Raw genomic sequence first — 26,305 nt, 5'->3', positions numbered from 1 at the left:
GCGAGTGCGGTGGGTCCCGGACCGTCGCTGCCGGCTGGTCAGTCCGTGGCGAGCAACCCGCGCGACAGGGCGCGGAGTTCCTCGTCCGGATGGCCGTCGCCCGACAGGTGTGAGTCGCTGAGCAGGCGGAGCGGGGAGGAGACGAAGGAACTCAGGGTGGGGCGGAGGTCCTCCGGGATCTGGCCGATGGCGGCGAGGGCCTTGAGGGCGCGGAGGCCGACCGGGGTGGGTTCGACCAGCTCGGCGAGGACGGGGACGGCGCGGTCCGGGGACCCGGTGATCCAGTGGTGGGCCTCGGCGGCCGCCATCCGCGTCCATTCGTGGCCGGCCTCCAGCCGAGGCTCGATGAGGGGCAGCAGCGGAGCGGCGGCGCTCCCCAGGGGCTCCAGGCTGCTCAGGTACCAGTGGATCCGGCCCCGGCCCGAAAGCAGCTCCTTGAAAGTGCGAAGTGCCGTGTCGGTGTCACCGGTCAGCTGGTGGTGGGCCACGGCTGCCGCGGCCCTCAGCGAGGAGTCGGTGCTCCGCGTGGCGTCGCGCAGCAGGTCGGTGATCTCCGGCGTCCGTATGCCGTTGAGCCCGATCCGGCGGGCGGCGACGATGGCCGCGCGACGGGTCCTGAGGCAGTCGACCAGTTCGGGCAGGGCTTCGCGGGCGGCGGCGCCGAAGGGTGCCAGTGCGCTGACGAGGTCGATGCCCGCGTTCCCGGTGGCGCCCGCGGCCAGCTCGTGGCGGATCACGGGGATGAGTTGGCCGGCCGCTTCGGGGAAGTGTCGCGCCGCCGCTTCCAGCAGCTGGGCACTGGGGCGGTGCACCACCAGTTCCAGGGCACGGGGGTCGCGGCAGTGGACCAGGGCGAGGAGAGCCGCTGCGGCCGTCTCGTCGTCGGCACCGGCGTACCGGTGGAGCGCGTCCCGGAGGCCGACGTCCGGTTCGGGCAGGTGGCCGATCCAGTGACCGATCGTACGGAGGCGGGCGGCGAGGGCGACGGTGTCCCTCTGTCGGGGCAGGGCGGCCAGCAGGAGATTCAGGACTTCGCGCTCCTGGTCGCGCCAGGTCTCGGCGGTCTTCTGGGCCAGCCAGGAACCGCGTGAGCCGAGGTCTTCGGCCGCGATCCAACGGGCGGCCACAGCGAGGGCGGCGTCCGGGTCCCGGGTGAGCAGGCGGATGAGCCGCTCGTCCTGGGTGCTGGTGCCCGACCACGGGAAGTCGTCGTCCCCGGGGTCGGGTTCGGCGCCGTCCTCGGCGATGACCTCCACGAGCTCGGCCGGATACGGCGGCCCGGACCGTTCGGCGGCCAACAGGGCCCCGGCGAGCCTGATCTCGGGCAGCGGGCTGTCGAGGGGCTTCAGCAGCCGGCCGAACCGATCGAGGACGATCAGCGCGTCAGCCCGCACCGCTGGGACGGGATCGTCGGCGTAGAGCGCGTCGATCTGCTCGGCGGCCAGGGCCCCCGTCCTGTGCGGGAGCAACTCGGCGACGGCCGCGACGACTCGGAGCGCCGCCCGGCGTACCCCACGCTCGGGATCCCCGAGGCACGGCAGCAGATCAGGGATCACGTCGCAGAGCTCGGCACAGATGGCGGCGGCCGAACTGCGCGGCCAGTGCGGCAACTCGGTGTCCGCCGGGTCGTGGTCGGCGAGGGTGGCGAGCAGTACCAGCAGTTCTTCACGTCCGCCCGACGCGTGATGCACGGCGTGGGCGAGGAAGGGGACGGCGGGTGCCGAAGCCGGGTAGACGGTTCCCTGGTGGTGGATGTTGCCGTAGAGCTCGTAGATCGCCTCGTCGGCCGTCTCTTCGTCGCCTTGGTAGAGCGCCCTGATCAGCTCGGGCACGTCCTCGGCGGAGCCGTAGGCGTGGGTCAGGGCGGACCACGGGACGCCGTCCAGTTCGGCCGGAGATTTCATGTCGGGGCTCCTCAGCTGATCAAGTGCGGCGACCATACCGATCACCCCTGACAGTGGGAGTGGTGTCCAGGAGAGGGACCGGTGCAGAGCAGTGGCAGGGCGGCCCTATCACGATCTGAGGGTCGGTCGGGCGAGGGGCGAGGTGGTACCACAGCCATCCGCGCCCGCGACCGACGTAGATGACGTGCTCACCGCCGGGGCGGGTGGACTGGACGGGTTCGACGCTCATGTCGGCCGGTAGGCCGCGGTCGCTGTCGATGCCGCGGAAGTACGGGTCCTTGGCGGTGACCAGTTCGGCGCGGGCGGCGTCGACCTGGGCGCGGGCCTCCGCGGGGAGGGCGTTCCGGCTGGCCTCGGCTTCAAATTGATTCTCAGGGTCTGCGCTCCGGCGGGGAGTACCGCGGGGTGATCGCGACGTACACGGACCATGGCTTCGCCGATGTCACTGTGAGGAAGCGGGTCGGCCGCCCGGGGTCAGCACGACGCGTTGGCCGGGAGCCGTGGGGGTGGTCCAGGCCCGTTCGACCTCGGAGAGGGGGAGGGGGAGAGGGGTGACGGTCAGGGTGCCGGACGTGATCTCCCGTGCCAGGGCGGGGAGTTCGGCGAGGATTCCGGCCGTGGTGACCGAGCCCTGCCCGCTGCCCATGAGGTTCAGGTTCGCGGCGCGCAGCAGGGCCGACGGCAGGGTGATCTCCGCCCCGGCCATGGAGCCGATCTGGATCCAGGCCAGCGCCTTGGCGCGGTCGGGGCGGGCGGTGAGTACGGCCGGCATGGCCTGTTCGGTGGCCGGGCCCCACAGGTAGTCGACGACGACATCCGCGTCGCCGGCGGTCCGGCCGAGGTCGTCGGCGATCTGCTTGGGGTCGCCCAGCAGGGAGACCGTCTCGTCCGCGCCCAGGCCGGGCAGCAGGGCGAGACGTTCGGGGTCGCGGCCGGCGGCTACGACGTGGGCGGCGCCGAGGTGTCTGGCGATCTGGACGGCGAGCTGTCCGGAGTTCCCGGTCGCGCCCAGGATCAGGACCTTGGCGTCGGGCGGGAGGGTGACGCGGCGGCGCAGGGCGACCCAGGACGACATCGCGGGGTTCATCGCGGCGGCCACCGCGACCGGGTCGGTGCCGTCCGGGAGCGTGATGGCGCGGCGGCGGTCCACCACGGCGTGCTCCGCCATGGTGCCCAGGGCGGTGTCCGGTGCGACGAAGTAGAGCAGCTCGCCCTGCGGGGTGCGGCCGACTCCGTCGATGCCGGGGACGAGGGGCAGGGCGTCGGTGGAGGTGTAGTGGGTGCCGTCGGCGCCGGAGCGTACGCGGGGGTGGAGGCCGGCGGCCAGGACGTCCACCAGGACCTCGTGGTCCCCCTCGGGGCGAGGGGTGTCGACGGTGTCGTAGCGCGGCGGGGCGTCGAAGGAGTGGACTACGGCGGCATGCATGGCTGGCCTCCCGGGACCTGATGAGCGCGCAAGTGGTTTGTGGCACGTACTACCTGTCGGCCACGACGATAGTTTGCGGCGCGTACTAGGTCAAGGTAGTTTGTGTCACGTACCAGGCCGCGCGGCGGCGAACAGAGGAAGGCGCCATGACCTCCACTCACACCCCGGCCACGACGGGCGCTCGGGCCGCAGACGAACCGCAGGGCACCGTGGACGCCCTGGTTCAGCTGTCGTTCCTGGTCCAAGGCGTGCTGGCGGGTATCGCGGCCGAGCACGACCTCTCCCTCATCCAGGCCCGGCTCCTCGGCATCCTGCGCGACCGCCGCCCCGGCATGCTCGAACTCGCTCGACATCTGGACCTGGACAAGTCCTCGATGACCGGCCTGGTCACCCGTGCCGAGAAGCGCGGCCTGGTCCGGCGGGAGCCGTCGCCCCACGACGGCCGTGCCGTCCTGGTCGCCCTCACCCCGCTCGGCCGGGAGCTCACCGACCGGTGCACCGCCGAGATGGACGAGCGGGTCGCCGCCCTCACCTCGTCACTGACGCCCACCGATCACGCCCGGATCCGCGCCCTGAGCGCGAAGGTCCTGCGCGCCGCTCGGACCGGTGACGGGCTCGGTGGCGGCGCTGTGTGAGTGCCGGCCGAGCGGGGTGCGCGCTGTCCCGGTCGGTCGCGGGATGAGCGCCGGGCGGCTTCCTCCACCCTGGCCAAGGCGATCCGGTATTTCCCCAACCGGCCTGATGTGTGGATGAGTTCTCTTCCGCGAGCGGTGTCGGCCCCGACAGTGGACGCGGGCTGTTCTCGTATGTCATGACGCGGACGCGTGAGGCCGGGAACTGCTCCGGTGCGAACTGGAGTCGCCCATGGCCGAGAAGGACGGGAAAGGCGGACGCCGGTCGATCCGTTCGACGCCGCCCCTCGTCGGAACAGGAGCCCGGGTGTCAGTGCGTGACGGGGAGAAGGGACACGAACTCGTGGCCGTCCGCGCGGTGCTGGACGGGGAAGGTCAGCTTGAGGCCCTGTTCCTGTTCCACGACGGACAGTCGGGTGGTCAGGGTGAGGCCGAAGAGGCCCTTCTTCGTGGCGCCGACGGAGACATAGGGGCGGGGGAGGTTCATCAGGAGCTTGCCGGGCTTTCCGCCGTTGTTCCCGTCGAAGAACAGCAGACGCTGGTCGGTCAGGGCGATGTACAGCGGACGCGGCCTGACCGTGGCCGTCACCGTTCCGGCGCTGAGCACGCCGACCACCGCCGCGGTCAGGACCTGCCTGCGCACGGACACCGTGCCGACCGCCGCCAGCGTGGCGAGTTCGACCCGTTCCCCCTGGAGCAGCAACGGTCCCGTGGCCTCCAGCAGTTGACGTCGGCGGCGTGAGTTGAGGGACACGGGGGCTCCTTGGTATTCGGGAAAGAAAGGGAAAGGGAAAAGCCGCGCAAAGAAAGCGCAATGGCAGAGCAAAAGAACGCACGGCGATGCCGACGGGCGAGTGAGCGAGTGCGTGGGGGCGCGCTGTCGAACGGGGGATGCATTCGAGCGCGGCACGGCAGATTTGCCAGGCGGAGTATATAGCCGCCGGGGGAACGTGTGTAGCCCTCGGATACCCCGGGGACCCCGTGAGGCAGGGGAACTTACGAATCGTGAACCCTTACCCGTCTAAGTCCCTCACACGCCGTGGAATTACGCACCGGGTATCCACTTGCCCCGTTGTCACAGCGCTCGCTTAAGATCCGCGCCATGTCACCCGATGCACCACCCCTCCCACCCCCCGACTTCGAGCTCGCCTCGGCCTTTCCCGAGGCGGGCTCGCTGCGGCAGGCCGTCGCCGCGCGGGACTGGGCCGGGATCAGGCAGTACGCGGACGGGCTCCCGCAGGGCGTCAACCGGTCGTTCCTCGTCGGTGTGATCGCCGACATCCCCGGGGTGGAACACCCGCTGCGCGAACTGGTCGCCGCCGCCCCCGACGACGTACTGGCCCTGACGCTGCTCGGGACGCGTGAGGTGATGTTGGGCTGGGAGATCCGGACCAGCGCGCGCGCCGAGAACGTCAGCCGCGAGCAGTTCGCGGGGCTGCGCGCGCACCTGCGGCAGGCCGAGCAACTGCTCATCCGGGCCACCGCTCTCGACCCGACCCACGACGCTGCGTGGGCGTCGCGCCTGACCACGGCCATGGGGCTGCAACTCGGGCAGAACGAGGCACGGCGCCGCTACGACCGGCTGGCCGCCCACCACCCGCACCACTACAGCGGACAGACCCGGCTGCTCCAGCAGTTGTGCCCCAAGTGGAGCGGCAGTTGGGAGGCGGCGCACGGCTTCGCCCGCGAGTGCCTGCTGAACGCGCCCGAAGGGACGCTCAGCGGCGGCCTGGTGGCGGAGATGCACCTGGAGCGCTGGCTCGACCTGCCCGCCGGGCAGGAACGGACGGGGTATCTGCGCCAGGCCCACGTCCGTTCCGAACTCGTGGAGGCCGCCGAACGGTCCGTGCTGCACCCGCACTACCGGCCGGCGTACGGCTGGGTCACCGTGCAGGGCAACTTCGCCGCGCTCTTCTCGCTGATGGGGGACACCGCCCGCGCCGCCGCGCACTTCCGCGCGCTGGGCAACCTGGCCACCGAGTACCCCTGGACCTACCTCGGGGAGCCGGCGGACGCCTACGTCAAACACCGTTCCGCCGCGCTCGCGAGAGGCTGAGCAGATGAGCCAGGCAATCCACGCCACCGAGGTCGACGGCATACCGACCCTCTTCGCCTACGCCACCGGGCCGATGCGCGCCGGACTGGTCTTCCGGGTCGGTGTCGCCGACGAGACGCTCGCCCGGTCCGGCATCACGCACCTGGTCGAGCACCTGGCCCTGCACCGCCAGGGCCTCGCCGACTACCACTTCAACGGCGCGACCAAGGGCGCGTTCACCCACTTCCACGCGGAGGGCGCCGAGCACGAGATCGTCGCCTACCTGGAGGGTGTGTGCGCCTCCCTGACCGACCTGCCCATGGAGCGGCTGGAGACCGAGAAGGAGATCCTGCGCACCGAGGAGGCGCGCCGGGAGCCCGGTCAACTGCCGCTGTGGCGCTACGGAGCGCAGGGGTACGGGCTGGTCAGCTACCCGGAGTGGGGCGTACGGGAACTGCGGCCGGAGGACCTGGGGCACTGGGCGCAGACCTGGTTCACCCGGGACAACGCCGTGCTGTGGATCGCGGGGGAACGCCTGCCGGCCGGGCTCTCGCTCAAGCTGCCCGCCGGTCACCGCCGTCCGATGCCCGCCGTCACCTCGGCCCTGCCCACGACCCCCGCCTACTTCTCCGACGGCAAGGGCGGCGTCCTGCTGGACAGCGTGGTCGGTGACAGCACCGCCGCCCGGCTGTACGCGGGCGTGCTGGAACGGGAGTTGTCCCGGTCCCTGCGGCAGGAGGGCGGCTACTCCTACACGGCGGCCACCGACTACACGTCACGACGGGACGGCTTCGCGGTCGTCACCGCTTTCGCGGACGCGCTGCCCGCGAAACAGGACGCGGTGCTCGGCGGGTTCGTGGACGTCCTCGCGGCGGTCCAGGCGGGCCGGATCGCGCAGGGCGACCTGGACGCCGTACGCGCCCGCGCCGACGCGACGCTGACCGCACCCGACGCGGCGGTACGGAGGCTGCCCGGCGCGGCGGAGGACCTCCTCGCCCACCGGCCGCCGCGCGGGTTCGACGAGCTGCGGTCCGAGCTGTGGGCGATCACTCCACAGCACCTGTACGGGGTCGCGCTGGAGGCCGCGGGGACCGCCCTGTTGCAGGCACCCGCGGGCCACGGCGCCGACTGGGCCGGGTACGCGCAGGCGCCGACCGGTTCGACGTACGCGGTCACGGGGACCACGTTCGGCTCCCCGCGGGCGGGCGGCTCCACGCTGATCGTCGGGAGCGAAGGCGTCAGCGTGACGGCGGGCGGCCAGACGGCCACCGTGCTCTACCGCGCGTGCGCGGCCGTACTGAACTGGCCCGACGGCGGGCGCAGGCTCATCGGCCACGACGGTCTGTCCGTGGAGGTGGAGCCGGGGCTCAACGGCATCGACGCGCACACGATGGCGACCATCGACGCCGCGGTGCACCCGAGCACGGTGGTCCGGCTGCCGCCCCGGCAGCGGCAGCAGCGACCGGAGGCGGGCGGGGGCGGGGGGACCGGTGCGTCGGCGAAGGCGGCGCCGGCCCGGCGTACCGGCGGCCAGACCGCGCTGCTCGTCATCTTCGGCGTCCTCGCGGGACTGTGGTCGCTGGTGGCGCTCGCCTACACCGTCTTCGGCTTCTCGGACCCGGAGACCAGCATCGGTGAATGGGCGGCGCTCACCGTCTTCCTCTGGGGTGTCGGCGCGCTGCTGGCCTGGCCCGCCGTACGGGTCCTGCGGGGCACCCGGCGCGGCTGAGGCACCGGGCGGGGCCGACGCCGACCGGGCGGGCAGCGGCGTACGTCCGCCGGTGCCCGCCCCGTGCTCGATGGCTAGCGGAGGTACGGGTTGCCCTGCACCGGACCGCCCTGTCCCTGTGCCGGGCCCGGTACGGGTCCTCGCATCTGATCCGGCACCGGACCCCGGCCGACCGCCCGGTACTTCGGCTGCCGTTTGTCGAACACGGCGAACAGCAGCATGCCCACGGCCATACCGATGCTGACCAGCGCGACCACGCCGAGGACGGGATCACCCGAGTCGCTCTGCTGCGTGGTCGCCCACGGCAGCGTCACCAGCTCGTACAGCAGGAACGCGGCGAAGGCACCCCAGTCCGAACCCCGGCCGCGGCGGATCGCCACGTACAGGAACGGCACCCAGACCAGCAGGCCCAGTGACCCCACGGCCAGCACCGACCACGCGATCCGCTGGATCCAGCCGGCTTCCAGGCGTTTGTCCATGCTCACCGTCAAGACCCCCGAGACTCCCCGGAGCCGCCCCGGGACACCCCGGGGACACCCTCCGCGCCGTCATGTTCCCATTCAGGGGGTCATGCGCGCTGGTGTTCGCCCCGCAGAGACGTGACGATCCGCGCGGCGAGCTTCGCGGCCGTGGCCGCGCCGTTGTCGTGGCCGTCCGTGGACATCACGCTGACGACGTCGGTTCCGGAGCGCACGGCGATCAGGGTCGTGCCGTTCTGCCAGGCGCTGTCGGTCAGGGTGAGGGTGTACGCGGTGTCGCCGAGACCGGGGGTGGCGGCACCGGTGACCTTCACCTGGCTGTGGGTCTGGGTGTCGGTGAAGGTCGCGCAGGCGGTGGCGGTCTCCTCCAGGTCCTTGAGCACCTCGGCCGCGGTCGTACCCCGGAAGGTGTCGATCTCCTGGGCGATGTCCTCGGACGTGGCCTTGCTGACGTAGTCGTTCTGCGCGAAGGACACCCCCGAGACGCCGGTGACGGTTATCCAGCTGGTGCCGCCGAGCAGGGAGCAGTCCGGCTTCGCCGCGGCGGACGCGGACGGCGCCGTGTACGCCGCCCCGGAGTCCCGAGCGCCGTCGGGGTCGACCGCGAAACCGGAGGCGAAGAAGGACGCGGGCGCCAGCGCCTTCTTGAGCCGGGCGCCCGTCAGCAGACCGGCGTCGGGGTCCTTGGCCGCCTTCGTCGGGGCGGAGGAGGAGTGGTCGGAGGTTCCGGAGGAACAGGCCGCCAGGGCCAGCGGGAGAAGCGCGGCGGCGAGCAGCGTTCTGGCGGGACGGTACGGGGACGGGTGACGCATAGGGGTCTCTGAATCCTCTGTGAAGTGGGGCGATGCAGCCGAGCGGACTGTAGGGGCGGGCGGACCACGTACAAGTCATGCACAGGTCATGCACAGGTATGCATGTGCCAAAGATCCGCCGCGGGAGCGGGGGCCGGTCCGGGATCGCCGTCGACTCGACGCTCTTTGCTGTGACTTGAGGGAATCTTGTGGTGATCGAGATCAGGGGTTTCCCGGGGTGTGGGGTGGTGTCGGTTAGGGTGCGATCCGCCCCGGGCGCCGGGGGCCGGACACCGTTCGCCGGTGTGCCGGGGATGGGCGCCGTCTCAGGGGCTTTCTTCGCTGTTCTCAACTTGTTCGCAGATCACGCGCGTTCACCGTGCCGTGATCCGCGCGTGTCATGGATCGGGGTGGGGATGTCCAGCCATCGGATGTCCAAGAAGGGCCGTTACATCGCCTGGGCGTCGGCGGGTGCCGCCGTGGTCGCGGGAGCCGGGATCGCGGCGCAGACGTCGATGGCGGCGACCACCTGGCCCGCCCAGAAGACGTTCACGGGCCGCGCGTTCGACACCTGCGCCGCACCCTCGCTGACCGCGATGAAGGCCTGGCACACCGGCTTCTACGGAGCGGCCGCCGTGTACATCGGCGGCAAGAACCGCGGATGCGGCCAGCCCAACCTCACCGCGTCCTGGGTGAAGTCGGTCAGCACGCTGGGCTGGAAGCTCATCCCGCTGTACGTCGGCGCCCAGCCCTCCTGCCAGACGGGCTCCAACCCGGAGAAGCTCACCACCTCCAACGCCGCCTCGCTCGGCGCCACCGACGCCGCGGACGCGGTGGCCAAGGCGTCCGCGCTGGGGATGAAGGCGGGCAGCCCCATCTACCTGGACATGGAGTCGTACGACATCACGAACAAGTCGTGCAACACCGCGACGCTGACCTACATCCGGGCCTTCGACAAGACGCTCAACGCCCAGACGTACCGCGCGGGCTTCTACGGCTTCCGCAGCTCCAGCGCGAAGGCCGTCGCCGACGCCACCGACCGCACGAACCTGCCGGGCAACCTCTGGTACGCGCTGTGGGACAAGCAGAACACCACGATCGCCGACTGGCCGTTCGCCGCCGACCGGTGGACCAACCACAGCCGCGCCCACCAGTACATGGTCAACAGCAAGGAAACGATCGGCGGTTACACCATCACCGTCGACCGGGACGCGTGGGACGCGCCGGTCGCCATCACCGGCTGAGCCCGCCGACGAGGACGAAGGAGCGGGGCATGAGGATCGCGCCGGTACGGGTACTGCGGCCGATGCCGTGCGGGCCGGGGGCGCGGCGGTTCCCGTCGTCAGCCGGGGACTGCTCTGCCCCGTTCCCTCCCTCGTGATCGCGCCGCGCCGGGGCAGCCGCGCGGAGCTCGCGCTGACACCCGACACCACGCACGGCGGCGAGTTCGCGGCCGACGTGCTGCTGATCCTGCTGTCGATGGTGGCCGCCTCGGTCCACGCCTGGAAGGTCCGGCCCCGCCGGCCGGCCCGTCCGTAGACGCGCCACGACAGGCGACGGACAGCAACAGGCGGTAGGCAGCGGCAGCAGGCACGGACAGGGAGCACGAGACAACCAGTGGTCAAGCGGGTCAGGCGGGTACCGCCGGCGCGGCGCGCGAAGGCGGTGCGCGACGCCACGCGGCGGTCACGGCTCACCACGGCCGCCCGGTCCGCACGGCTGTGGCTGCAGGAACTGGGCGGGCACACCATCGCCCTGCTGGCGGGCGCCGTGATCGTGGTGGCCGCCGTCGCCGTCACCGGGTACTTCCTCTCCCGTACCGAGACCGCGCGGCGGCTCCCCGACACCAGGGCCCGGTCCTACAAGGACGTCGACGCCTGTCTGCTCACCGGCGAGGACGGGATCACCGCCGGGACCACGGCGGCCCAGGTCTGGGAGGGCATGCAGGACGCGTCCCTCACCACGCACGCGCGCGTCAGCTACGTGCCGGTGACCGGAGAACAGTCCGCGGCCAACGCGCGGCCGTACCTCAACGGCCTGCTCCAGCGCTCCTGCGACGTGGTGCTCGCGGCCGGACGCCACCAGATCGAGGCCGCCGAGCAGGCCGCACCGCTGCACCGGACGGTGGACTTCGTCCTCGTCGGCGACGGCGGGAGCGGCTCCGAGGACACCGGCAGCACCCCGAACGCCGGGAGCGGCAAGGACCCCGGCAACATCACCTTCGCGCGTCCCGGCGGCCGACTGCGCGCCGAGGTCGCGGACGCGGTCGAGCGACGGGTCGGCACGCGCGGTTGACGGCGCGGCGGGGCCCGGGGCGGGTGGCACGTACCGCACGGGTGCGCGGTGGTACCCGAACTCTCCGCGAATCGTTGGTCGAATGGCTGGCCGAGAGCCGGGCCACTGCCTAACATCGATCACCGCAAGACTTTGTGCACCGCCGCACAATCTCCTCGGGAGGTTTCCTTGCACCGCCGCCGTCGCACCGCCGTCGTCCTCGCCGCAGCGATCGTCGCCGCGGCCCCCCTGCTCACCGCGTGCGGCAGCGAGGCGCATCCAGGCGCCGCGGCCGTCGTCGGCGGTCAGCGGATCACCGTCGCCCAACTGGAGGGCCGGGTGAACGAGGTGCGATCGGCCCAGCGGGCCGTCACGAAGGACGAGGCCCAGTACGAGCAGGCCATCGCCAAGACCGGCAGCCTCACCCGCGACACCCTGCACAGCATGGTCCTCGACCACGTCCTCGACCGGGCGGCGAAGGACGCGCGCGTCAGCGTCACCCGCAGGGACGTCCAGCAGCTGCGGTCGTCCCTGGAACAGCAGGCGGGCGGCGCGCACGGACTGGAGACGGTCTGGCTCCAGCAGTACGGCGTGGCGCCGGCGCGCCTCGACGAGAACCTGCGCACCGAGATCGAGGCCCAGAAGGTGGCGGCCTCGCTCGGCGCCGACATGAACACCGCCGACGGCAAGGCCATGTTCTGGAAGGCCATGTCCCAGGCCTCCAAGGAGCTGCACATCGACCTGAACCCGCGCTACGGCGCCTGGGACGTGCAGAAGAGCGGCCGCGTCGACGCGAAGACACCGTGGCTGCGGGAGGTCACGCCGGCGGGAACCCCTCAGGCGGCGTGAGGACGGGCAGCCGGTAGCAAAGGGGCCCGGCAGTCGGGGCGGGGACCCGGCCGGAGGTGTGCGGCCCGGCGGATGCCGAAGACGGCCGAGAACGGCCGTCGGCGGAACCGGGTCACGGCGCGCGAGGGGCGGGCGTGGAGCGCGGAGAAGACGGTGCGGCAACCGGTCCCGCCGATCCTGTGGACGACTCCGGGGGTGTCGGCGGCGTGGGTTACGTTCGAGGGGTGAACGCAACCAGCTCCGAAGCAGCCGCCCAGGCCGGCCCCGCCGCCCCCGGCCGTATCGTCCTGCTCACCACCAGCCACCGCGTCGCGCCCGGACTGCTGTCCTGGCCCGCCTGGCAGGCGCTGCGCGGCGCCGACCAGGTGCTGTGCGCGGACGGCGCGCATCCGCAGCTGCCCTATCTGCGGGAGGCAGGCGTCGCCGTGGACGAGACCTCGCCCGACGCGCAGGAGCTGGTGGACGCCTGTGCCGGCGGGCGCACGGTGGTGGTCGTGGCCACCGGCGAGGGCGAGCCGCGCCTCACCGACGGCCTGGCCCGGCTGGCCGGCTCCGGCCGGGTCCACATGCCCGAGCTGGAGCTGCTCCCCGCGTCGTACGACCTGCCGGGCGCCCGCCTCCTCGACCTCGTCCAGGTCATGGACCGCATCCGCGTCGAGTGCCCCTGGTCGTCCCGGCAGACCCACGAGGGCCTCGCGAAGTACGGGATCGAGGAGGCGTACGAACTGGTCGAGGCGATCGAGGAGGGGGACCGGGACGAGCTCAGGGAGGAGCTCGGCGACGTCCTGCTCCAGGTGGTCTTCCACTCCCGGATCGCGGAGGAGGGCCGTCCGGAGGACGGTGCCGAGCCCTTCTCGATCGACGACGTGGCGGGCGGCATCGTCGCCAAGCTGATCCACCGCCACCCGCACGTGTTCGGCGACGAGACGGCCACGACCCCCGAAGAGGTCAAGGAGCACTGGCTGCGCACGAAGGCCGAGGAGAAGCGCCGGACATCCGTGACGGAGGGGATACCGCTGGGCCAGCCGGGCCTTGCGCTCGCGGCCAAGCTCGCCTCACGGGCGCGCACGGCGGGACTCGAGGTCGAGCTGCCGCGCGGTGAGGGCGTCGGGTACGAGCTGCTGGCCGTGGCCGCGCGGGCCGAGGCCGAGGGCGTGGACCCGGAGGCGGCACTGCGCGCGGCGGCGCGGACGTACCGGGACGCGATCCGTGCGCGGGAGGGTTCGCCGGCGCTCGACGGCTGAGGCGGGGGCGGTGTCCCCCGTGCCCGGGTCACGCGTCCGGTGCGCGGGCCGACGGGTTGTGCCAGTTCGGCCGGGGCCGGTCGAGCAGCCACTCCGCCGCGCCCAGCGGCCGGTCGCTCGCCTCCGCGGTGGGCGGCAGGAGGTCGCGGAAGAGCCGGTCGGGCGGGGTGCCGAGGGTGGGAAGGGCCTCGCCGACCTCCTCGACGAGCTGGGGCGGACCGGTCAGATAGACGTCGTGCCGGGCCCAGCCGGCCCGGTTGCCCAGCGCGGTCAGCAGCCGCTCGGTCGCCTGCGTCCTGGGGCGGCCGGGCGCCGGGGTGATGAAGGTGACGCCCAGCCGGGGCAGCCGTGCCTGCAGGTGTTCCACGGCCGACCGGTCGTAGAGGTACGAGGTGTCACGGGCGACGAGGAACAGCCGGGCCTCGTGCGTGGCGTCGAGCCGCTGCAGCAGTGCCTTGACCGGCGCCCACCCGGTGCCCGCCGCGATGAAGGTCAGGGGCCGTTCCACCGGCGTCCGCAGGATCAGTCCGCCGCCTGGCGAGCCGAGCCGCAGGACGTCGCCCTCCCGGGTCCGCCGCACCAGGGCGGTGGAGAGCACCCCGTTCTCCACCCGGCTGACGTGCAGATCGAGGGTGAGGTCGGCACGGGGCGCGTTGCCGATGGAGTACGGACGCCAGACGCCCGGCAGATGGGGGACGCTGACGCTGACGTACTGGCCGGGGAAGTAGCGGAGCCGCTGGTGCGGTCGCAGGGTCAGGACGACGAGGTCGTCGCCGTGCCGCGTCCGGGACACGACCTCGGCGTCCCACCAGGGTGGTTCGCCCGCGTGCTGCGCCTCCCAGGCTCCCTGGAGCATGACGTTCGTGATCGCACCGTAGGCCTCGCCCCAGGCCTTCTCCGCCTCCGCGTTCCACGCCGACCCCGCGACGACGGCGAACGCCGCGACGAGACTCGCCCCCACGGCCGCGTAGTGCTCCGGCTCCGCCAGGTACTTCCGGTGATCGCGCCCCAGTTCCCGTAAGTACCCCGGCAGTGCCGGGTCCTCCAGCCGTTCCAGCACATGGGTGAGGGCCGCGAACAACCGGTCCCGCTGCCGCTCCATGTCCTCCGGGTGGTCCAGCGGGAAGAGCCCGCGCAGGTCCGGGTTGTGCCGGAAGAGATGCGAGTAGAAGTACTTGACCGCGAACTCGGCCCGTCTCTCGACGACCGCGAAGCTGGATCTGAGTATTTCGGGGTCCACGGCGCGAATGTAGAGAGTCGTCGAGCCGCGGAGTCAAACGGCAGGTGATTTACGGACAGTCCGGGGTGAAGTCCGCGCGGCGTCCGCGCCGGGGCGTGTTCCGGGCCCGCGCGCCCTGCGGACGCCATTGATCCGCGCGCCGGATACCGTCGGGGAGTGACCGACCAGCCCCCGCCGCTCAGCCCCGCTCCCGAACTCTTCACCTGGGAGTTCGCCACCGACCCCTACCCGGCGTACGCCTGGCTGCGGGAGCACGCGCCCGTGCACCGGACGCGGCTGCCCAGCGGGGTGGAGGCCTGGCTGGTCACCCGGTACGCGGACGCGAAGCAGGCGCTCGCGGACGCACGGCTCAGCAAGAACCCGGCCCACCACGACGAACCCGCGCACGCGAAGGGCAGGACGGGCATCCCGGGCGAGCGCAAGGCCGAGCTGATGACCCATCTGCTCAACATCGACCCGCCGGACCACACCCGGCTGCGGCGGCTCGTCAGCAAGGCGTTCACCCCGCGCCGGGTCGCCGAGTTCGCGCCGCGCGTGCAGGAGCTCACCGACCACCTCATCGACCAGTTCCAGGAGAGGGGCTCCGCCGACCTGATCCACGAGTTCGCGTTCCCGCTCCCCATCTACGCCATCTGCGACCTGCTGGGCGTGCCCCGCGAGGACCAGGACGACTTCCGGGACTGGGCGGGGATGATGATCCGGCACGGCGGCGGCCCGAGGGGCGGCGTCGGGCGGTCCGTCAAGAAGATGCGCGGGTATCTGGGCGAGCTCATCCGCAAGAAGCGTGAGGCCCTCCCCGGCGTGCCCGCGCCCGGCGAGGACCTCATCTCCGGTCTCATCCGCGCCTCCGACCACGGCGAGCACCTCACCGAGAACGAGGCCGCCGCCATGGCCTTCATCCTGCTCTTCGCCGGGTTCGAGACGACGGTGAACCTGATCGGCAACGGCACGTACGCGCTCCTCACCCACCCCGGGCAGCGGGAACGGCTGCAGACCTCGCTCGCCGCCGGGGAGAGGAGCCTGCTGGAGACGGGTGTCGAGGAACTCCTGCGCTACGACGGCCCGGTGGAGCTGGCCACGTGGCGGTTCGCGACCGAGGCGGTCCGCATCGGCGGACAGGACATCGCGCCCGGCGACCCCGTGCTCGTCGTCCTCGCGGCTGCGGACCGTGACCCCGCCCGGTTCGCACAGCCCGACACGCTCGATCTCTCCCGCCGTGACAACCAACACCTCGGCTACGGCCACGGCATCCACTACTGTCTCGGCGCGCCGCTCGCCCGGCTGGAGGGACAGACCGCGCTGGCCACCCTCCTCACCCGGCTGCCCGACCTCCAACTCGGGGTCGATTCGGCTGATTTGCGATGGCGTGGCGGACTCATTATGCGTGGATTGCGCACGCTTCCGGTGGAGTTCACACCTGGTCGGTAGTCATGCGGCAGTCGTACGGTGTGCGCGAGGCGGTTGTCGCGGCGCGCCGGAGTGGTGGCCGCAGAGTATGAAGGTCCGGTCGCCAAAAGGTGATGCTCCCTCAACTCTGTGATCTTCACGTGATCTGCGCTGCACCTACTTGTGACAAGTGATCGGGTGCGGATACGTTCACCCATCAACGCGGCTCATCAGCCGCGTAGTCACCTGCTGTCACGTGAAAGGCTCTCGCATGCTCTCCGGGAACGGCCGCCATCGTCGCCCCCGTCAGGCTCCGGCCCTCATCGTCGCGGCAGGAGTGACCGGATCGGCCATCGCCATCCCGCTGCTCGGTGCCGCCAGCGCGAACGCGGCCGACGGCACCACCTGGGACCGGGTCGCCGAGTGCGAGAGCGGCGGGCAGTGGAGTGCCGACAACGGCAACGGGTACTACGGCGGACTGCAGTTGACCCAGGAGAACTGGCAGCGGTACGGCGGCCGCATGTACGCGCCGAGCGCCGACGAGGCCAGCCGCTCGCAGCAGATAGCCGTCGCCGAGAAGGTCCTGGCCGACCAGGGTCTCGCCGCCTGGCCGACCTGCGGCCCCCTCTCCGGGCTCAGCAAGAACTCGGGCGAGGTCTCGGTCGACACGGGTGTGGCCGGCGACTCGTCCAGCTCATCCGATTCATCCACTTCGTCCGATGGGTCCGACTCCCTGTCGGACTCGCTCGGGATCGGCGCCTCTCCGTCCGACTCCTCCCGGTCCGATTCGTCCTCGACCGATTCGTCCTCGGACGAGACCGGGAACAGAACGAAATCGGACGCGCCCTCGGACGAGGAGTCCGGCAGCGCGCGGGAGGCGGACAGCGAGGGCGCGAGGTCGACGAAGGGTGGCGAATCGGGCAACTCGGGCCAGGGCGGCGACGCTTCGGCGGCCTCCGAGGGTGCGACGACCGGCGCCGGGCGCCACCGCGGCGGCAGTGCCGCAGAGAACTCCACCGACGACACGGCGGACGGCCGCGGCGACGACTCCTCCGGTCGGCACGCCTCGCGCGACTCCGGCGTCGCCCGCGGCGTCGTCGACGGCTCGTACGTCGTCCGCACCGGAGACAGCCTCTCGACCATCGCCGACGCCCTTGACCTCGAAGGCGGATGGGGCGGGCTCTACGCCGGGAACGAGAAGACGGTCGGCGACGACCCGGACCTCATTCTCCCCGGTCAGAGCCTTGCAGTTGATGCCGAATCGGGCGAAAAGTAGCGGGAGTTCACGTCATGGTTCGCTGGGTAATGTCCGGTTTGGCGCAAGTGAGAGATGGATCTCAAAGGCCCTGATCGTCTTTGAAATTCGGTCGATCGACTGCTTACGGTCATCACCGCTCGCCACAGCGGGCCCCGACGGTCGCAACGCCGAATCCTGCCAGCGGCCGTACGGGAACAGTCGACGCGTCAAGCGCCGTAGGCAGGAGCGGGGGACCCAAGGTAAGCGCCGCGCCCGGTAGTTGACCGGGAGCGGCTTGGGGTGAAGACGTGCGCCGAGAGCGCACGGCCGGGCACTCACCCGCCCGAACCCGACAGCTCACCTCGCAGGCGTCGGTGAGGGGATCACTCGATGCTGTTTTCCAGCAAGGGCAAGCACCGCCGTCCGTCCAAGGCCACTCGTGTCGCCACGCTCGCCGGTGTCACCGGCGTCGCCATCGCCGCTCCGCTGATGGCCGCCGGCAGCGCCTCCGCCGCCACCGCCTCCGAGTGGGACTCCGTCGCCCAGTGCGAGTCCGGCGGCAACTGGTCGATCAACACCGGCAACGGTTACTACGGCGGCCTGCAGTTCTCGGCCTCCACCTGGGCCGCGTACGGCGGCACCGCCTACGCCTCCACCGCCGACAAGGCGTCCAAGTCCCAGCAGATCACCATCGGCGAGAAGGTCCTCGCCGCACAGGGCAAGGGTGCCTGGCCGACCTGCGGCACGGGCCTGTCCGGCGCCGCGTACACCGGTGGCACGACCGCCCCCGCCAAGCCGTCCACGTCCAGCGGCACGCAGAGCACCGAGAGCCGGTCGACGGACACCGCGGCCTCCCGTTCGTCCGAGCGCCCGGCGGCCCAGAAGAAGACCGTCTCGACGCCGACCGGCAAGAAGGTCAAGAAGGGCGACGGCGAGTACAAGGTCGTCAAGGGCGACACTCTCAGCTCGATCGCCGAGAAGAAGAAGGTCAAGGGCGGCTGGCAGCAGCTGTTCAAGCTGAACAAGGACATCGTCGACGACGCGGACTTCATCTACCCGGGTCAGCAGCTCCACCTCAGCTGAGACGACGGTCCTCCCGGACGACGGGCCGATCGGTCGACGGTCCGCCCGGACGAGAGGCCTCCCGGATGAGAGGCCTCTCGCAGGAAGGGTCTCCACGCCGGAGACCCGATGAGGGTCCACCCCCGTCCCCACGGGCTCCCCGCTCCGGTGCGTCTTCCCCCGTACGCACCGGAGCGGGGCTTTTTGTTTCGAAGGGGAACAATATTTACCCTCAGTTCTGCTCAAGGGGTGGTCGAGCGGCTGGCCGATCGCCCCGAGCCGGTTAGGCTCATCCCGCGGAGCCGAACGCGGCACCGTGCAGTGCGGGCCCCGCGGGCCCGCGTACCCGCGTCACATCCCAGAAGGAGATGCTCGTGCCGTCCATCGACGTCGTCGTAGCCCGGGAAATCCTGGACTCCCGAGGCAACCCCACGGTCGAGGTCGAGGTCGGCCTCGACGACGGCAGCACGGGTCGTGCCGCCGTTCCGTCCGGCGCCTCCACGGGGGCCTTCGAGGCCATCGAGCTCCGTGACGGTGACCCCAACCGTTACCAGGGCAAGGGTGTCGAGAAGGCCGTCCTCGCCGTCATCGAGCAGATCGGCCCGGAGCTCGTCGGCTACGACGCCACCGAGCAGCGTCTGATCGACCAGGCCATGTTCGACCTGGACGCCACCGACAACAAGGGCTCGCTGGGCGCCAACGCCATCCTCGGCGTCTCGCTGGCCGTCGCGCACGCCGCCTCCGAGGCGTCCGACCTCCCGCTCTTCCGCTACCTGGGCGGCCCGAACGCGCACCTGCTGCCCGTTCCGATGATGAACATCCTGAACGGCGGCTCGCACGCCGACTCGAACGTGGACATCCAGGAGTTCATGATCGCCCCGATCGGCGCGGAGTCCTTCTCCGAGGCGCTGCGCTGGGGCGCCGAGGTGTACCACACCCTCAAGTCCGTCCTGAAGTCCAAGGGCCTGTCCACCGGCCTCGGCGACGAGGGCGGCTTCGCCCCGAACCTGGAGTCGAACCGCGCCGCGCTCGACCTCATCCTCGAGGCCATCAAGCAGGCCGGCTACGTCCCCGGTGAGCAGATCGCGCTCGCGCTCGACGTCGCCGCGTCCGAGTTCTACAAGGACGGCAAGTACGAGTTCGAGGGCAAGTCCCGCTCGGCCGCCGAGATGACGGAGTACTACGAGGAGCTCGTGGCGGCGTACCCGCTCGTCTCCATCGAGGACCCGCTGTACGAGGACGACTGGGCCGGCTGGAACGTCATCACCAAGAAGCTGGGCGACAAGGTCCAGATCGTCGGCGACGACCTCTTCGTCACCAACCCCGAGCGCCTCGCCCGCGGCATCGAGGAGGGCTCCGCGAACGCCCTGCTCGTCAAGGTGAACCAGATCGGCTCGCTGACCGAGACCCTGGACGCCGTCGAGATGGCCCAGCGCAACGGCTTCAAGTGCATGATGTCCCACCGCTCCGGCGAGACCGAGGACGTCACCATCGCCGACCTGGCCGTCGCGGTGAACTGCGGTCAGATCAAGACCGGCGCCCCGGCCCGCTCGGACCGTGTCGCCAAGTACAACCAGCTGCTGCGCATCGAGGAGATCCTCGACGACGCCGCGGTGTACGCGGGCCGCTCGGCCTTCCCGCGCTTCAAGGGCTGACCCCGGCAGGGTTAAGGCTTAGCCAGTCGCACGTACGTCCCCGTACCCGGTCCCGTACCGTGTGCGGGGACGTACGCACGTGTGAAGGGGAGGCGGGGACATGGCCGTGAAGGACCGGGACCGGTTCTCCACCGCGACCCGGCTGCGGCTGCTCGGCGAGCAGACGGCGGCCCGGGTCTACCGCTCCCAGACCAAGCGTCAGGCCCGGCGCTCGCGGCTGACGGGCCGGGCCGCGCTGCTGGCGCTCGTCGTCTGCTCCCTGATCGTGGCCCTCGCGTACCCCATAAGGCAGTACGTGTCCCAGCGCGCCGAGATCGCCGATCTGCAGCGGCAGCAGGAGCAGGCCCGCGCCCGGGTCGAACAGCTCCGCGACCTGAAGGCGCGCTGGCAGGACGACGCGTACGCGGAGCAGCGGATCCGGGAACGGCTGCACTACGTGATGCCGGGCGAGACCGGATACGTCGTGATCGACCCGGACGCGGCGAAGCAGTCGCGGACGAACCGAGGGGCGGACGCCCGCCCCTGGTACGCCAATGTCTGGGACGGCGTCGACAAGTCCGACCGCTCCGACCGGTGAGCTGACACGGACCGGTGAAACGACAGAGAAAGTGACTTGAGCACAGGCATGGAAACGCCCCCGCCGCCCACCCCGCGGACCGAGCCGACCGACGCGGACGTCGAGGCCTTCAAGCAGCAGCTCGGCCGCCCGCCGCGCGGACTGCGCGCGATCGCGCACCGCTGCCCCTGCGGCGAGCCGGACGTGGTGGAGACGGCGCCCCGGCTTCCCGACGGGACGCCGTTCCCGACGACGTACTACCTGACGTGTCCGCGCGCGGCCTCCGCGATCGGCACGCTGGAGGCCAACGGCGTCATGAAGGAGATGACGGACCGTCTCGCCACCGACCCCGAGCTGGCCGCCGCGTACCGGGCCGCCCACGAGGACTACATCGCGCGCCGCGACGCCATCGAGGTGCTCGCCGGGTTCCCGAGCGCGGGGGGCATGCCGGACCGGGTGAAGTGCCTGCACGTCCTGGTGGCGCACTCCCTGGCCGCGGGCCCCGGGGTGAACCCGCTGGGGGACGAGGCGATCGCGATGCTGCCGGAGTGGTGGCGCAAGGGGCCGTGTGTGGACCATTCCGTGGCCGAGGACCCCTCCGCGGAGGGGTGAGGTCCGGGCCCCTGGGGCCTGGCGCCCCCAGAACACCGCTTCGGCCTGAACGGCCTCGTCCTCAATCGCCGGACGGGCTGGATATGGGTGCCTGCGCTGGAGACTTCGGCGTGCGCCGGATGGTTTCGGACGGGCTGGGGGTGCGAGGTCTCGCTGAACGGCCGGCGCCCGGGGGCATGGATTCCAGCCCGTCCGGCGTTTGAGGACGAGCCCTTCGGGCGATGGAGGGTCCAGCGGGCGCAGCCCCCTGGCGGGGTCCGGGGCGGAGCCCCAGGGACGGGATGGCGGGGGGTCCCCCTGCTCGAGCGAAGCCGAGAGCTTGGGGGAGGGCAGGGGCGGCGGGGCGAAATAGGCTGGGCCGCTGCACGCCGGAATCGGAAACCACCACAGGAGACCACAGCTCATGACCAGGGTCGCCGCCATCGACTGCGGCACGAACTCCATCCGTCTCCTCGTCGCCGACGCGAACCCGGCGACGGGCGAACTCGTCGACCTGGACCGCCGTATGACGATCGTCCGGCTCGGCCAGGGAGTGGACCGCACCGGCCGCCTCGCCCCCGAGGCCCTGGACCGCACCTTCGCGGCCTGCCGCGAGTACGCGGCGGTCATCAAGGAGCACGGCGCGGAGCGCCTCCGCTTCGTCGCGACCTCCGCCTCCCGCGACGCCGAGAACAGGGACGAGTTCGTACGCGGTGTCCTCGACATCCTGGGCGTCGAGCCCGAGGTGATCACCGGCGACCAGGAGGCCGAGTTCTCCTTCACGGGAGCGACCAGGGAACTCACGGGCCGGGACGACCTCGCCAAGCCGTACCTGGTCGTGGACATCGGCGGCGGCTCCACCGAGTTCGTCATCGGCGACGACCACGTACGCGCCGCCCGCTCCGTGGACATCGGCTGTGTACGGATGACCGAGCGCCACCTGGTGCACGCCGGCGTGGTGAGCGACCCCCCGGCGCCCGCGGAGATCGACGCGATCCGCGCCGACATCGACGCCGCGCTGGACCTCGCGGCCCGGACGGTCCCGCTGGACGAGGCCCGCACGCTGGTCGGCCTCGCCGGTTCGGTCACCACGGTCGCGGCCATCGCGCTGGACCTCCCCGCGTACGACTCGGCCGCCATCCACCACTCCCGCATCCCGCGGGAGAAGGTCCGCGAGATCACCGAGCGGCTCCTGCGCTCCACCCACGCCGAACGGGCCGCGATCCCCTCGATGCACCCCGGGCGGGTCGACGTCATCGCCGCGGGCGCCCTCGTCCTGCTCGCGATCATGGAGCGGACCGGCGCGGAGGAGGTCGTCGTCAGTGAGCACGACATCCTCGACGGGATCGCGTGGTCCGTCGCCTGAGCCCTGGTTCAGGGGGCCGGGGAGCGCTTGCTACCCGCTGGTAGCCTCTCCTGAGCAGGTCGGATAACGTATGAGCGGGCGCCAGGGGCCATCCGGGCCCTCTCTGCGACACGCCGCCGGGAAACTTCGTGAAGTTCTTCACAAGGAATTCGGCCCTGTCGGGCGACGACTGGGCCACTCGGGTGCCGCGGGGGTCCTCGCCGGTCTCGGAGCAATGCTCACCGGAGCATTCCGGGAGTGTTTCCGGCGGGTGAAGTCGAGGAGTGGTTCGGTGCACTCGAACGCTCGGAGTGGCTGCTCACGGGCTCTTGACAACGGTCCGCCCCGAACACTGGTTCCCTCGCGGCGACATGACCTGGGTCACGTGAGCCGCGCAGTGTAGCAGAGGGCACACCCAAGCTTGTGAAGGGGCGCACGAGCGACCCCCGAGGGGCGGGTGGATACTCGATGGCATGAGCACCACGGAGCGTCCCAGGATCCTCGTAGTAGGCGGTGGGTACGTAGGCCTGTACGCAGCTCGGCGCATTCTCAAGAAGATGCGCTACGGAGAGGCGACCGTCACGGTCGTCGACCCCCGGTCGTACATGACCTACCAGCCCTTCCTCCCCGAAGCCGCCGCCGGCAGCATCTCGCCGCGGCACGTCGTCGTCCCACTGCGACGCGTGCTGCCCAAGGCGGAGGTTCTGACCGGTCGGGTCACCACTATCGACCAGGACCGCAAGGTAGCCACGATCGCCCCCCTCGTGGGTGAGGCGTACGAGTTGCCTTTCGACTACCTCGTCATCGCGATGGGCGCGGTCTCCCGCACCTTCCCGATTCCCGGCCTTGCCGAACAGGGCATCGGCATGAAGGGCATCGAGGAGGCCATCGGCCTGCGCAACCACGTTCTCGAGCAGTTGGACAAGGCCGACTCGACCACGGACGAGGAGGTCCGCCGCAAGGCGCTGACCTTCGTCTTCGTCGGCGGTGGCTTCGCGGGTGCGGAGACCATCGGCGAGGTCGAGGACATGGCCCGCGACGCGTCGAAGTACTACGGCAACGTGTCCCGTGAGGACATGCGCTTCATCCTCGTCGACGCGGCGGACAAGATCCTTCCCGAGGTCGGCCCCAAGCTCGGCCAGTACGGCAAGGAGCACCTGGAGTCGCGCGGGGTCGAGATCTACCTCTCCACCTCCATGGACTCCTGCGTCGACGGCCACGTCGTGCTGAAGAACGGCCTCGAGGTCGACTCCGACACGATCGTGTGGACGGCGGGCGTCAAGCCCAACCCGGTCCTCTCCCGGTTCGGCCTGCCGCTCGGCCCGCGTGGCCACGTGGACACCCAGACCACGCTGCAGGTGCAGGGCACGGACTACATCTGGGCCGCGGGCGACAACGCCCAGGTGCCGGACCTCGCCGCCCGCAAGGCCGGCGTGGAGAACGCCTGGTGCCCGCCGAACGCGCAGCACGCGCTCCGGCAGGCCAAGCTGCTCGGCGACAACGTGATCTCCGGTATGCGGGGCTTCCCGCAGAAGGACTACAGCCACTCCAACAAGGGTGCTGTCGCGGGTCTCGGCCTGCACAAGGGCGTCGCGATGATCGTCTTGGGCAAGACGAAGATCAAGCTCAAGGGTCGTCTGGCGTGGTACATGCACCGTGGCTACCACGGTCTCGCCATGCCGACGTGGAACCGGAAGATCCGTGTCTTCGCGGACTGGACGCTCGCGATGTTCCTGAAGCGCGAGGTCGTCTCGCTCGGGGCCATGGAGACTCCGCGTGAGGAGTTCTACGAGGCTGCGAAGCCGGCGCCGGCTGCCGCGGCTGCGGCTCCGGCGGGCGCCAAGACCGAGGAGCGGGCCAAGGCCTCCTGACCCGTCGCCGGTCACTGTTTCAGACTGTTCAGCCCGAAGGGGCCTTCCGCCATCCGTGGTGCGGGGGGCCCCTTCGGCGTGCGCCGTAGGGGCCGGGGGTCTGGAGGCGCGGGGTTGTGTGGTGAGGTCGGCCTCCGGCTCGTCCTGGGGGCTGCCGCCCCCGGACCCCCGCTTCGGCCTGAACGGCCTCGTCCTCAAGCGCCGGACGGGCTGAAAGGCATGCCCCCGGCCGGAACCATCAGCACACGCCCGACACCTCCGGCTCGCGCCCGCATCTCCAACCGGGGCCGGAAGCATCCAGCGCGGGCGCGCCGTTCCGGGGAAGGGCCGCATCTCCAGCGCGGGCCTGCGTCTTCAGCCCGTCCGGCATCTCCGGCGCGGGCCCGTATCTCCAGCCCGTCCGGCGTTTGAGGAAGAGCCCTTCGGGCGATGCGGGGGTCCAGGAGGCGGCAGCCCCCGGCGGAGCCCCCAGGTACGGACGGGTCGGGCAGGGGCGGCGGGGACAGAAAGCGTGGCGGCTACAGCTATTTTGCCCAGCTGTAACGCGGAAGGGGGACTGCGCGCGAGGCCGGTTGGTGTTTACGTGGTGTTGGAGCGTTCGGGAGTGTTGTCTCGGAGGTGTACGCCATGCAGGACGCCGCGCCGCGGCTGAAGAGCCTTGTCGAGCAGTTGCTGGGGTCCCCGTTGCCGGTGCGTATTCGCGCCTGGGACGGTTCGGAGGCGGGCCCGCCCGGCGCCCCCGCTCTCGTGGTGCGCAACCGGCGCGCCCTGCGCCGGCTGCTGTGGAAACCGGGCGAGGTGGGGCTCGCCCGCGCCTGGGTCTCCGGCGACCTCGCCGTGGAGGGGGACCTCTACACCGCCCTGGGCCTGGTGTCGGGGCTGATCTGGGACCGGGGCGAGGACGCACGGAGCCTCGCGGAGTCCCTGCGCGACCCCGAGGTCCGCGCCGCCGTCCGGGGACTGGTCAGGATGGCCGGCTCCCCGCTGCCGCCCGCCCCGCCCCGCGAGGAGGTACGCAGACGCCGTCACCTGCACACCAAACGCAGCGACCGGCGCGCGATCAGCCACCACTACGACGTGGGCAACGACTTCTACGAGATCGTCCTCGGCCCCTCCATGGTCTACTCGTGCGCCTACTGGGAGGACGGCGGCACCCTCGAGAGCGCGCAGCGCGACAAGCTCGAACTCATCGCCCGCAAGCTCGCCCTGAGGCCGGGTCAGCGGCTCCTCGACGTCGGCTGCGGCTGGGGCTCGATGGCCATTCACGCCGCCCGCGAGCACGGTGCGAGTGTCGTCGGGGTGACGCTCTCGCAGGAGCAGGCCGCGTTCGCCCGTAAGCGGGTCGCGGACGAGGGACTGACCGACCGGGTGGAGATCCGGGTCCAGGACTACCGGGACGTCGCCGACGGACCGTACGACGCGATCTCCTCCATCGGCATGGCCGAACACGTGGGCGCCGAGCGCTACTTGGAGTACGCGGAGGTGCTGTACCGGCTTCTCGCGCCGGGCGGGCGGCTGCTCAACCACCAGATCGGGCGGCGGCCGCAGCGCGACGAATCGGCGTACGCGGTCGACGAGTTCATCGACGCGTACGTCTTCCCGGACGGCGAGCTGGCCCCGGTGGGCACGACCGTGACGCAGTTGGAGCGGGCCGGTTTCGAGGTCCGTGACGTCGAGTCGATCCGCGAGCACTACGCCCTCACCCTGCGCCACTGGGTCGCCAACCTGGAGGCGCAGTGGCCCCGGGCGGTGCAGCTCACCAGCCCCGGCCGGGCCCGCGTCTGGCGCCTCTACATGGCGGCCTCCGCGCTCGCCTTCGAGCGCAACCGCATCGGCGTCAACCAGGTGCTGGCGGTCAGGACGCCGGAGCCCTCCGGCGCCTCCGGGCTGCCGCTGCGGGCGAGGACCTGGAACCCGGTCGTGCCGTAGGCCCCTGACCGGTCCCGACGCCGGTCTCCCGGCGCCGACAGAGGAAGGGCCCCGTTCCTGCTCGGAACGG

General features: G+C 71.4%; 23 protein-coding genes and 1 riboswitch. Of the genes, 17 read left to right on the top strand and 6 right to left on the bottom strand.

The window, feature by feature from the left end; all coding sequences use genetic code 11:
- Positions 1–38: 38 nt before the first annotated feature.
- Positions 39–1,904: an amino acid adenylation domain-containing protein gene (locus OHB41_RS20240; protein WP_266699631.1), complete on the bottom strand. Its 1,866-nt coding sequence runs from the start codon at positions 1,902–1,904 to the stop codon at positions 39–41.
- A 442-nt stretch (positions 1,905–2,346) separates the two neighbouring features.
- Complete coding sequence (locus tag OHB41_RS20235; protein ID WP_266699630.1) at positions 2,347–3,330, bottom strand: quinone oxidoreductase family protein; 984 nt, start codon at positions 3,328–3,330, stop codon at positions 2,347–2,349.
- Positions 3,331–3,476: 146 nt separating this feature from the next.
- On the opposite strand from OHB41_RS20235, the gene OHB41_RS20230 reads away from it, so the two are divergent.
- A complete protein-coding gene (locus tag OHB41_RS20230) occupies positions 3,477–3,965 on the top strand; it encodes a MarR family winged helix-turn-helix transcriptional regulator (protein WP_266699629.1) in 489 nt (162 codons plus the stop codon).
- Positions 3,966–4,272: 307 nt separating this feature from the next.
- Here OHB41_RS20230 and OHB41_RS20225 read toward each other — a convergent pair whose 3' ends face one another.
- The gene (locus OHB41_RS20225) at positions 4,273–4,716 is read right to left on the bottom strand and encodes a hypothetical protein (protein WP_266699628.1); all 444 of its coding nucleotides are present in this window, start codon (positions 4,714–4,716) and stop codon (positions 4,273–4,275) included.
- 348 nt (positions 4,717–5,064) lie between these two features.
- On the opposite strand from OHB41_RS20225, the gene OHB41_RS20220 reads away from it, so the two are divergent.
- Together OHB41_RS20220 and OHB41_RS20215 are read left to right on the top strand one after the other, a co-directional pair.
- On the top strand, positions 5,065–6,018 hold the full coding sequence (locus tag OHB41_RS20220; RefSeq protein WP_266699627.1) for a hypothetical protein: 954 nt from the start codon (positions 5,065–5,067) through the stop codon (positions 6,016–6,018).
- Positions 6,019–6,022: 4 nt separating this feature from the next.
- Positions 6,023–7,726, top strand: a complete 1,704-nt coding sequence (locus OHB41_RS20215) for a peptidase M16 family protein (RefSeq protein ID WP_266699626.1) — start codon at positions 6,023–6,025, stop codon at positions 7,724–7,726.
- Positions 7,727–7,800: 74 nt separating this feature from the next.
- Here OHB41_RS20215 and OHB41_RS20210 read toward each other — a convergent pair whose 3' ends face one another.
- Positions 7,801–8,211 (bottom strand): hypothetical protein, encoded by a 411-nt coding sequence (locus OHB41_RS20210; protein ID WP_266706015.1) that lies wholly within the window; start codon positions 8,209–8,211, stop codon positions 7,801–7,803.
- Positions 8,212–8,294: 83 nt separating this feature from the next.
- Complete coding sequence (locus OHB41_RS20205) at positions 8,295–9,017, bottom strand: hypothetical protein (RefSeq protein WP_266699625.1); 723 nt, start codon at positions 9,015–9,017, stop codon at positions 8,295–8,297.
- A 395-nt stretch (positions 9,018–9,412) separates the two neighbouring features.
- On the opposite strand from OHB41_RS20205, the gene OHB41_RS20200 reads away from it, so the two are divergent.
- The 5 genes from OHB41_RS20200 (at position 9,413) to OHB41_RS20180 (ending at position 13,363) form a co-directional block, all read left to right on the top strand.
- Positions 9,413–10,240, top strand: a complete 828-nt coding sequence (locus OHB41_RS20200) for a glycoside hydrolase domain-containing protein (protein ID WP_266699624.1) — start codon at positions 9,413–9,415, stop codon at positions 10,238–10,240.
- A gap of 133 nt (positions 10,241–10,373) precedes the next feature.
- Positions 10,374–10,535 carry a hypothetical protein gene (locus OHB41_RS20195; protein WP_266699623.1) on the top strand — a complete coding sequence of 54 codons (162 nt, stop codon included), beginning with the start codon at positions 10,374–10,376 and terminating at the stop codon, positions 10,533–10,535.
- A gap of 78 nt (positions 10,536–10,613) precedes the next feature.
- Positions 10,614–11,291 carry a type 1 periplasmic-binding domain-containing protein gene (locus OHB41_RS20190; RefSeq protein ID WP_266699622.1) on the top strand — a complete coding sequence of 226 codons (678 nt, stop codon included), beginning with the start codon at positions 10,614–10,616 and terminating at the stop codon, positions 11,289–11,291.
- 168 nt (positions 11,292–11,459) lie between these two features.
- A complete protein-coding gene (locus OHB41_RS20185) occupies positions 11,460–12,119 on the top strand; it encodes a SurA N-terminal domain-containing protein (RefSeq protein ID WP_266699621.1) in 660 nt (219 codons plus the stop codon).
- Between the two features lie 224 nt (positions 12,120–12,343).
- Positions 12,344–13,363: a nucleoside triphosphate pyrophosphohydrolase gene (locus tag OHB41_RS20180; protein WP_266699620.1), complete on the top strand. Its 1,020-nt coding sequence runs from the start codon at positions 12,344–12,346 to the stop codon at positions 13,361–13,363.
- Between the two features lie 28 nt (positions 13,364–13,391).
- Here OHB41_RS20180 and OHB41_RS20175 read toward each other — a convergent pair whose 3' ends face one another.
- On the bottom strand, positions 13,392–14,603 hold the full coding sequence (locus tag OHB41_RS20175; protein ID WP_266699619.1) for a globin domain-containing protein: 1,212 nt from the start codon (positions 14,601–14,603) through the stop codon (positions 13,392–13,394).
- Positions 14,604–14,759: 156 nt separating this feature from the next.
- Between OHB41_RS20175 and OHB41_RS20170 the strand changes: the two genes are divergently transcribed.
- From OHB41_RS20170 to OHB41_RS20130, 9 genes are all read left to right on the top strand, one after another.
- A complete protein-coding gene (locus OHB41_RS20170; RefSeq protein WP_266699618.1) occupies positions 14,760–16,031 on the top strand; it encodes a cytochrome P450 family protein in 1,272 nt (423 codons plus the stop codon).
- 229 nt (positions 16,032–16,260) lie between these two features.
- Positions 16,261–17,265, top strand: coding sequence for a LysM peptidoglycan-binding domain-containing protein (locus OHB41_RS20165; protein ID WP_266699617.1), 1,005 nt, complete (start codon positions 16,261–16,263; stop codon positions 17,263–17,265).
- A gap of 183 nt (positions 17,266–17,448) precedes the next feature.
- Positions 17,449–17,612: riboswitch (cyclic di-AMP (ydaO/yuaA leader) on the top strand.
- Between the two features lie 4 nt (positions 17,613–17,616).
- Positions 17,617–18,309, top strand: coding sequence for a transglycosylase family protein (locus OHB41_RS20160; protein ID WP_266699616.1), 693 nt, complete (start codon positions 17,617–17,619; stop codon positions 18,307–18,309).
- A gap of 347 nt (positions 18,310–18,656) precedes the next feature.
- Positions 18,657–19,943 carry a phosphopyruvate hydratase gene (eno, locus tag OHB41_RS20155; RefSeq protein WP_266699615.1) on the top strand — a complete coding sequence of 429 codons (1,287 nt, stop codon included), beginning with the start codon at positions 18,657–18,659 and terminating at the stop codon, positions 19,941–19,943.
- 100 nt (positions 19,944–20,043) lie between these two features.
- Positions 20,044–20,520: an FtsB family cell division protein gene (locus OHB41_RS20150; protein WP_266699614.1), complete on the top strand. Its 477-nt coding sequence runs from the start codon at positions 20,044–20,046 to the stop codon at positions 20,518–20,520.
- Positions 20,521–20,568: 48 nt separating this feature from the next.
- Positions 20,569–21,111, top strand: a complete 543-nt coding sequence (locus OHB41_RS20145; protein ID WP_266706013.1) for a DUF501 domain-containing protein — start codon at positions 20,569–20,571, stop codon at positions 21,109–21,111.
- A gap of 403 nt (positions 21,112–21,514) precedes the next feature.
- The gene (locus tag OHB41_RS20140; protein WP_266699613.1) at positions 21,515–22,456 is read left to right on the top strand and encodes a Ppx/GppA phosphatase family protein; all 942 of its coding nucleotides are present in this window, start codon (positions 21,515–21,517) and stop codon (positions 22,454–22,456) included.
- Between the two features lie 452 nt (positions 22,457–22,908).
- On the top strand, positions 22,909–24,306 hold the full coding sequence (locus OHB41_RS20135) for an NAD(P)/FAD-dependent oxidoreductase (RefSeq protein ID WP_266699612.1): 1,398 nt from the start codon (positions 22,909–22,911) through the stop codon (positions 24,304–24,306).
- A 627-nt stretch (positions 24,307–24,933) separates the two neighbouring features.
- On the top strand, positions 24,934–26,235 hold the full coding sequence (locus OHB41_RS20130) for an SAM-dependent methyltransferase (RefSeq protein ID WP_266699611.1): 1,302 nt from the start codon (positions 24,934–24,936) through the stop codon (positions 26,233–26,235).
- Positions 26,236–26,305: the final 70 nt, after the last annotated feature.

Source organism: Streptomyces sp. NBC_01571, assembly GCF_026339875.1.
GTDB lineage: Bacteria > Actinomycetota > Actinomycetes > Streptomycetales > Streptomycetaceae > Streptomyces.
The sequence above is the reverse complement of the archived record's forward strand: the minus strand, read 5'-3'. Positions and strand labels throughout refer to the sequence as shown.

Coding starts and splice junctions, on each gene's coding strand:
- OHB41_RS20235 (WP_266699630.1), bottom strand. CDS start 3,330: ATGCATGCCGCCGTAGTCCACTCCTTCGACGCCCCGCCGCGCTACGAC.
- OHB41_RS20240 (WP_266699631.1), bottom strand. CDS start 1,904: ATGAAATCTCCGGCCGAACTGGACGGCGTCCCGTGGTCCGCCCTGACC.
- OHB41_RS20140 (WP_266699613.1), top strand. CDS start 21,515: ATGACCAGGGTCGCCGCCATCGACTGCGGCACGAACTCCATCCGTCTC.
- OHB41_RS20165 (WP_266699617.1), top strand. CDS start 16,261: ATGCTCTCCGGGAACGGCCGCCATCGTCGCCCCCGTCAGGCTCCGGCC.
- OHB41_RS20130 (WP_266699611.1), top strand. CDS start 24,934: ATGCAGGACGCCGCGCCGCGGCTGAAGAGCCTTGTCGAGCAGTTGCTG.
- OHB41_RS20220 (WP_266699627.1), top strand. CDS start 5,065: ATGTCACCCGATGCACCACCCCTCCCACCCCCCGACTTCGAGCTCGCC.
- OHB41_RS20150 (WP_266699614.1), top strand. CDS start 20,044: ATGGCCGTGAAGGACCGGGACCGGTTCTCCACCGCGACCCGGCTGCGG.
- OHB41_RS20230 (WP_266699629.1), top strand. CDS start 3,477: ATGACCTCCACTCACACCCCGGCCACGACGGGCGCTCGGGCCGCAGAC.
- OHB41_RS20215 (WP_266699626.1), top strand. CDS start 6,023: ATGAGCCAGGCAATCCACGCCACCGAGGTCGACGGCATACCGACCCTC.
- OHB41_RS20200 (WP_266699624.1), top strand. CDS start 9,413: ATGTCCAGCCATCGGATGTCCAAGAAGGGCCGTTACATCGCCTGGGCG.
- OHB41_RS20145 (WP_266706013.1), top strand. CDS start 20,569: ATGGAAACGCCCCCGCCGCCCACCCCGCGGACCGAGCCGACCGACGCG.
- OHB41_RS20160 (WP_266699616.1), top strand. CDS start 17,617: ATGCTGTTTTCCAGCAAGGGCAAGCACCGCCGTCCGTCCAAGGCCACT.
- OHB41_RS20135 (WP_266699612.1), top strand. CDS start 22,909: ATGAGCACCACGGAGCGTCCCAGGATCCTCGTAGTAGGCGGTGGGTAC.
- OHB41_RS20205 (WP_266699625.1), bottom strand. CDS start 9,017: ATGCGTCACCCGTCCCCGTACCGTCCCGCCAGAACGCTGCTCGCCGCC.
- eno (WP_266699615.1), top strand. CDS start 18,657: ATGCTCGTGCCGTCCATCGACGTCGTCGTAGCCCGGGAAATCCTGGAC.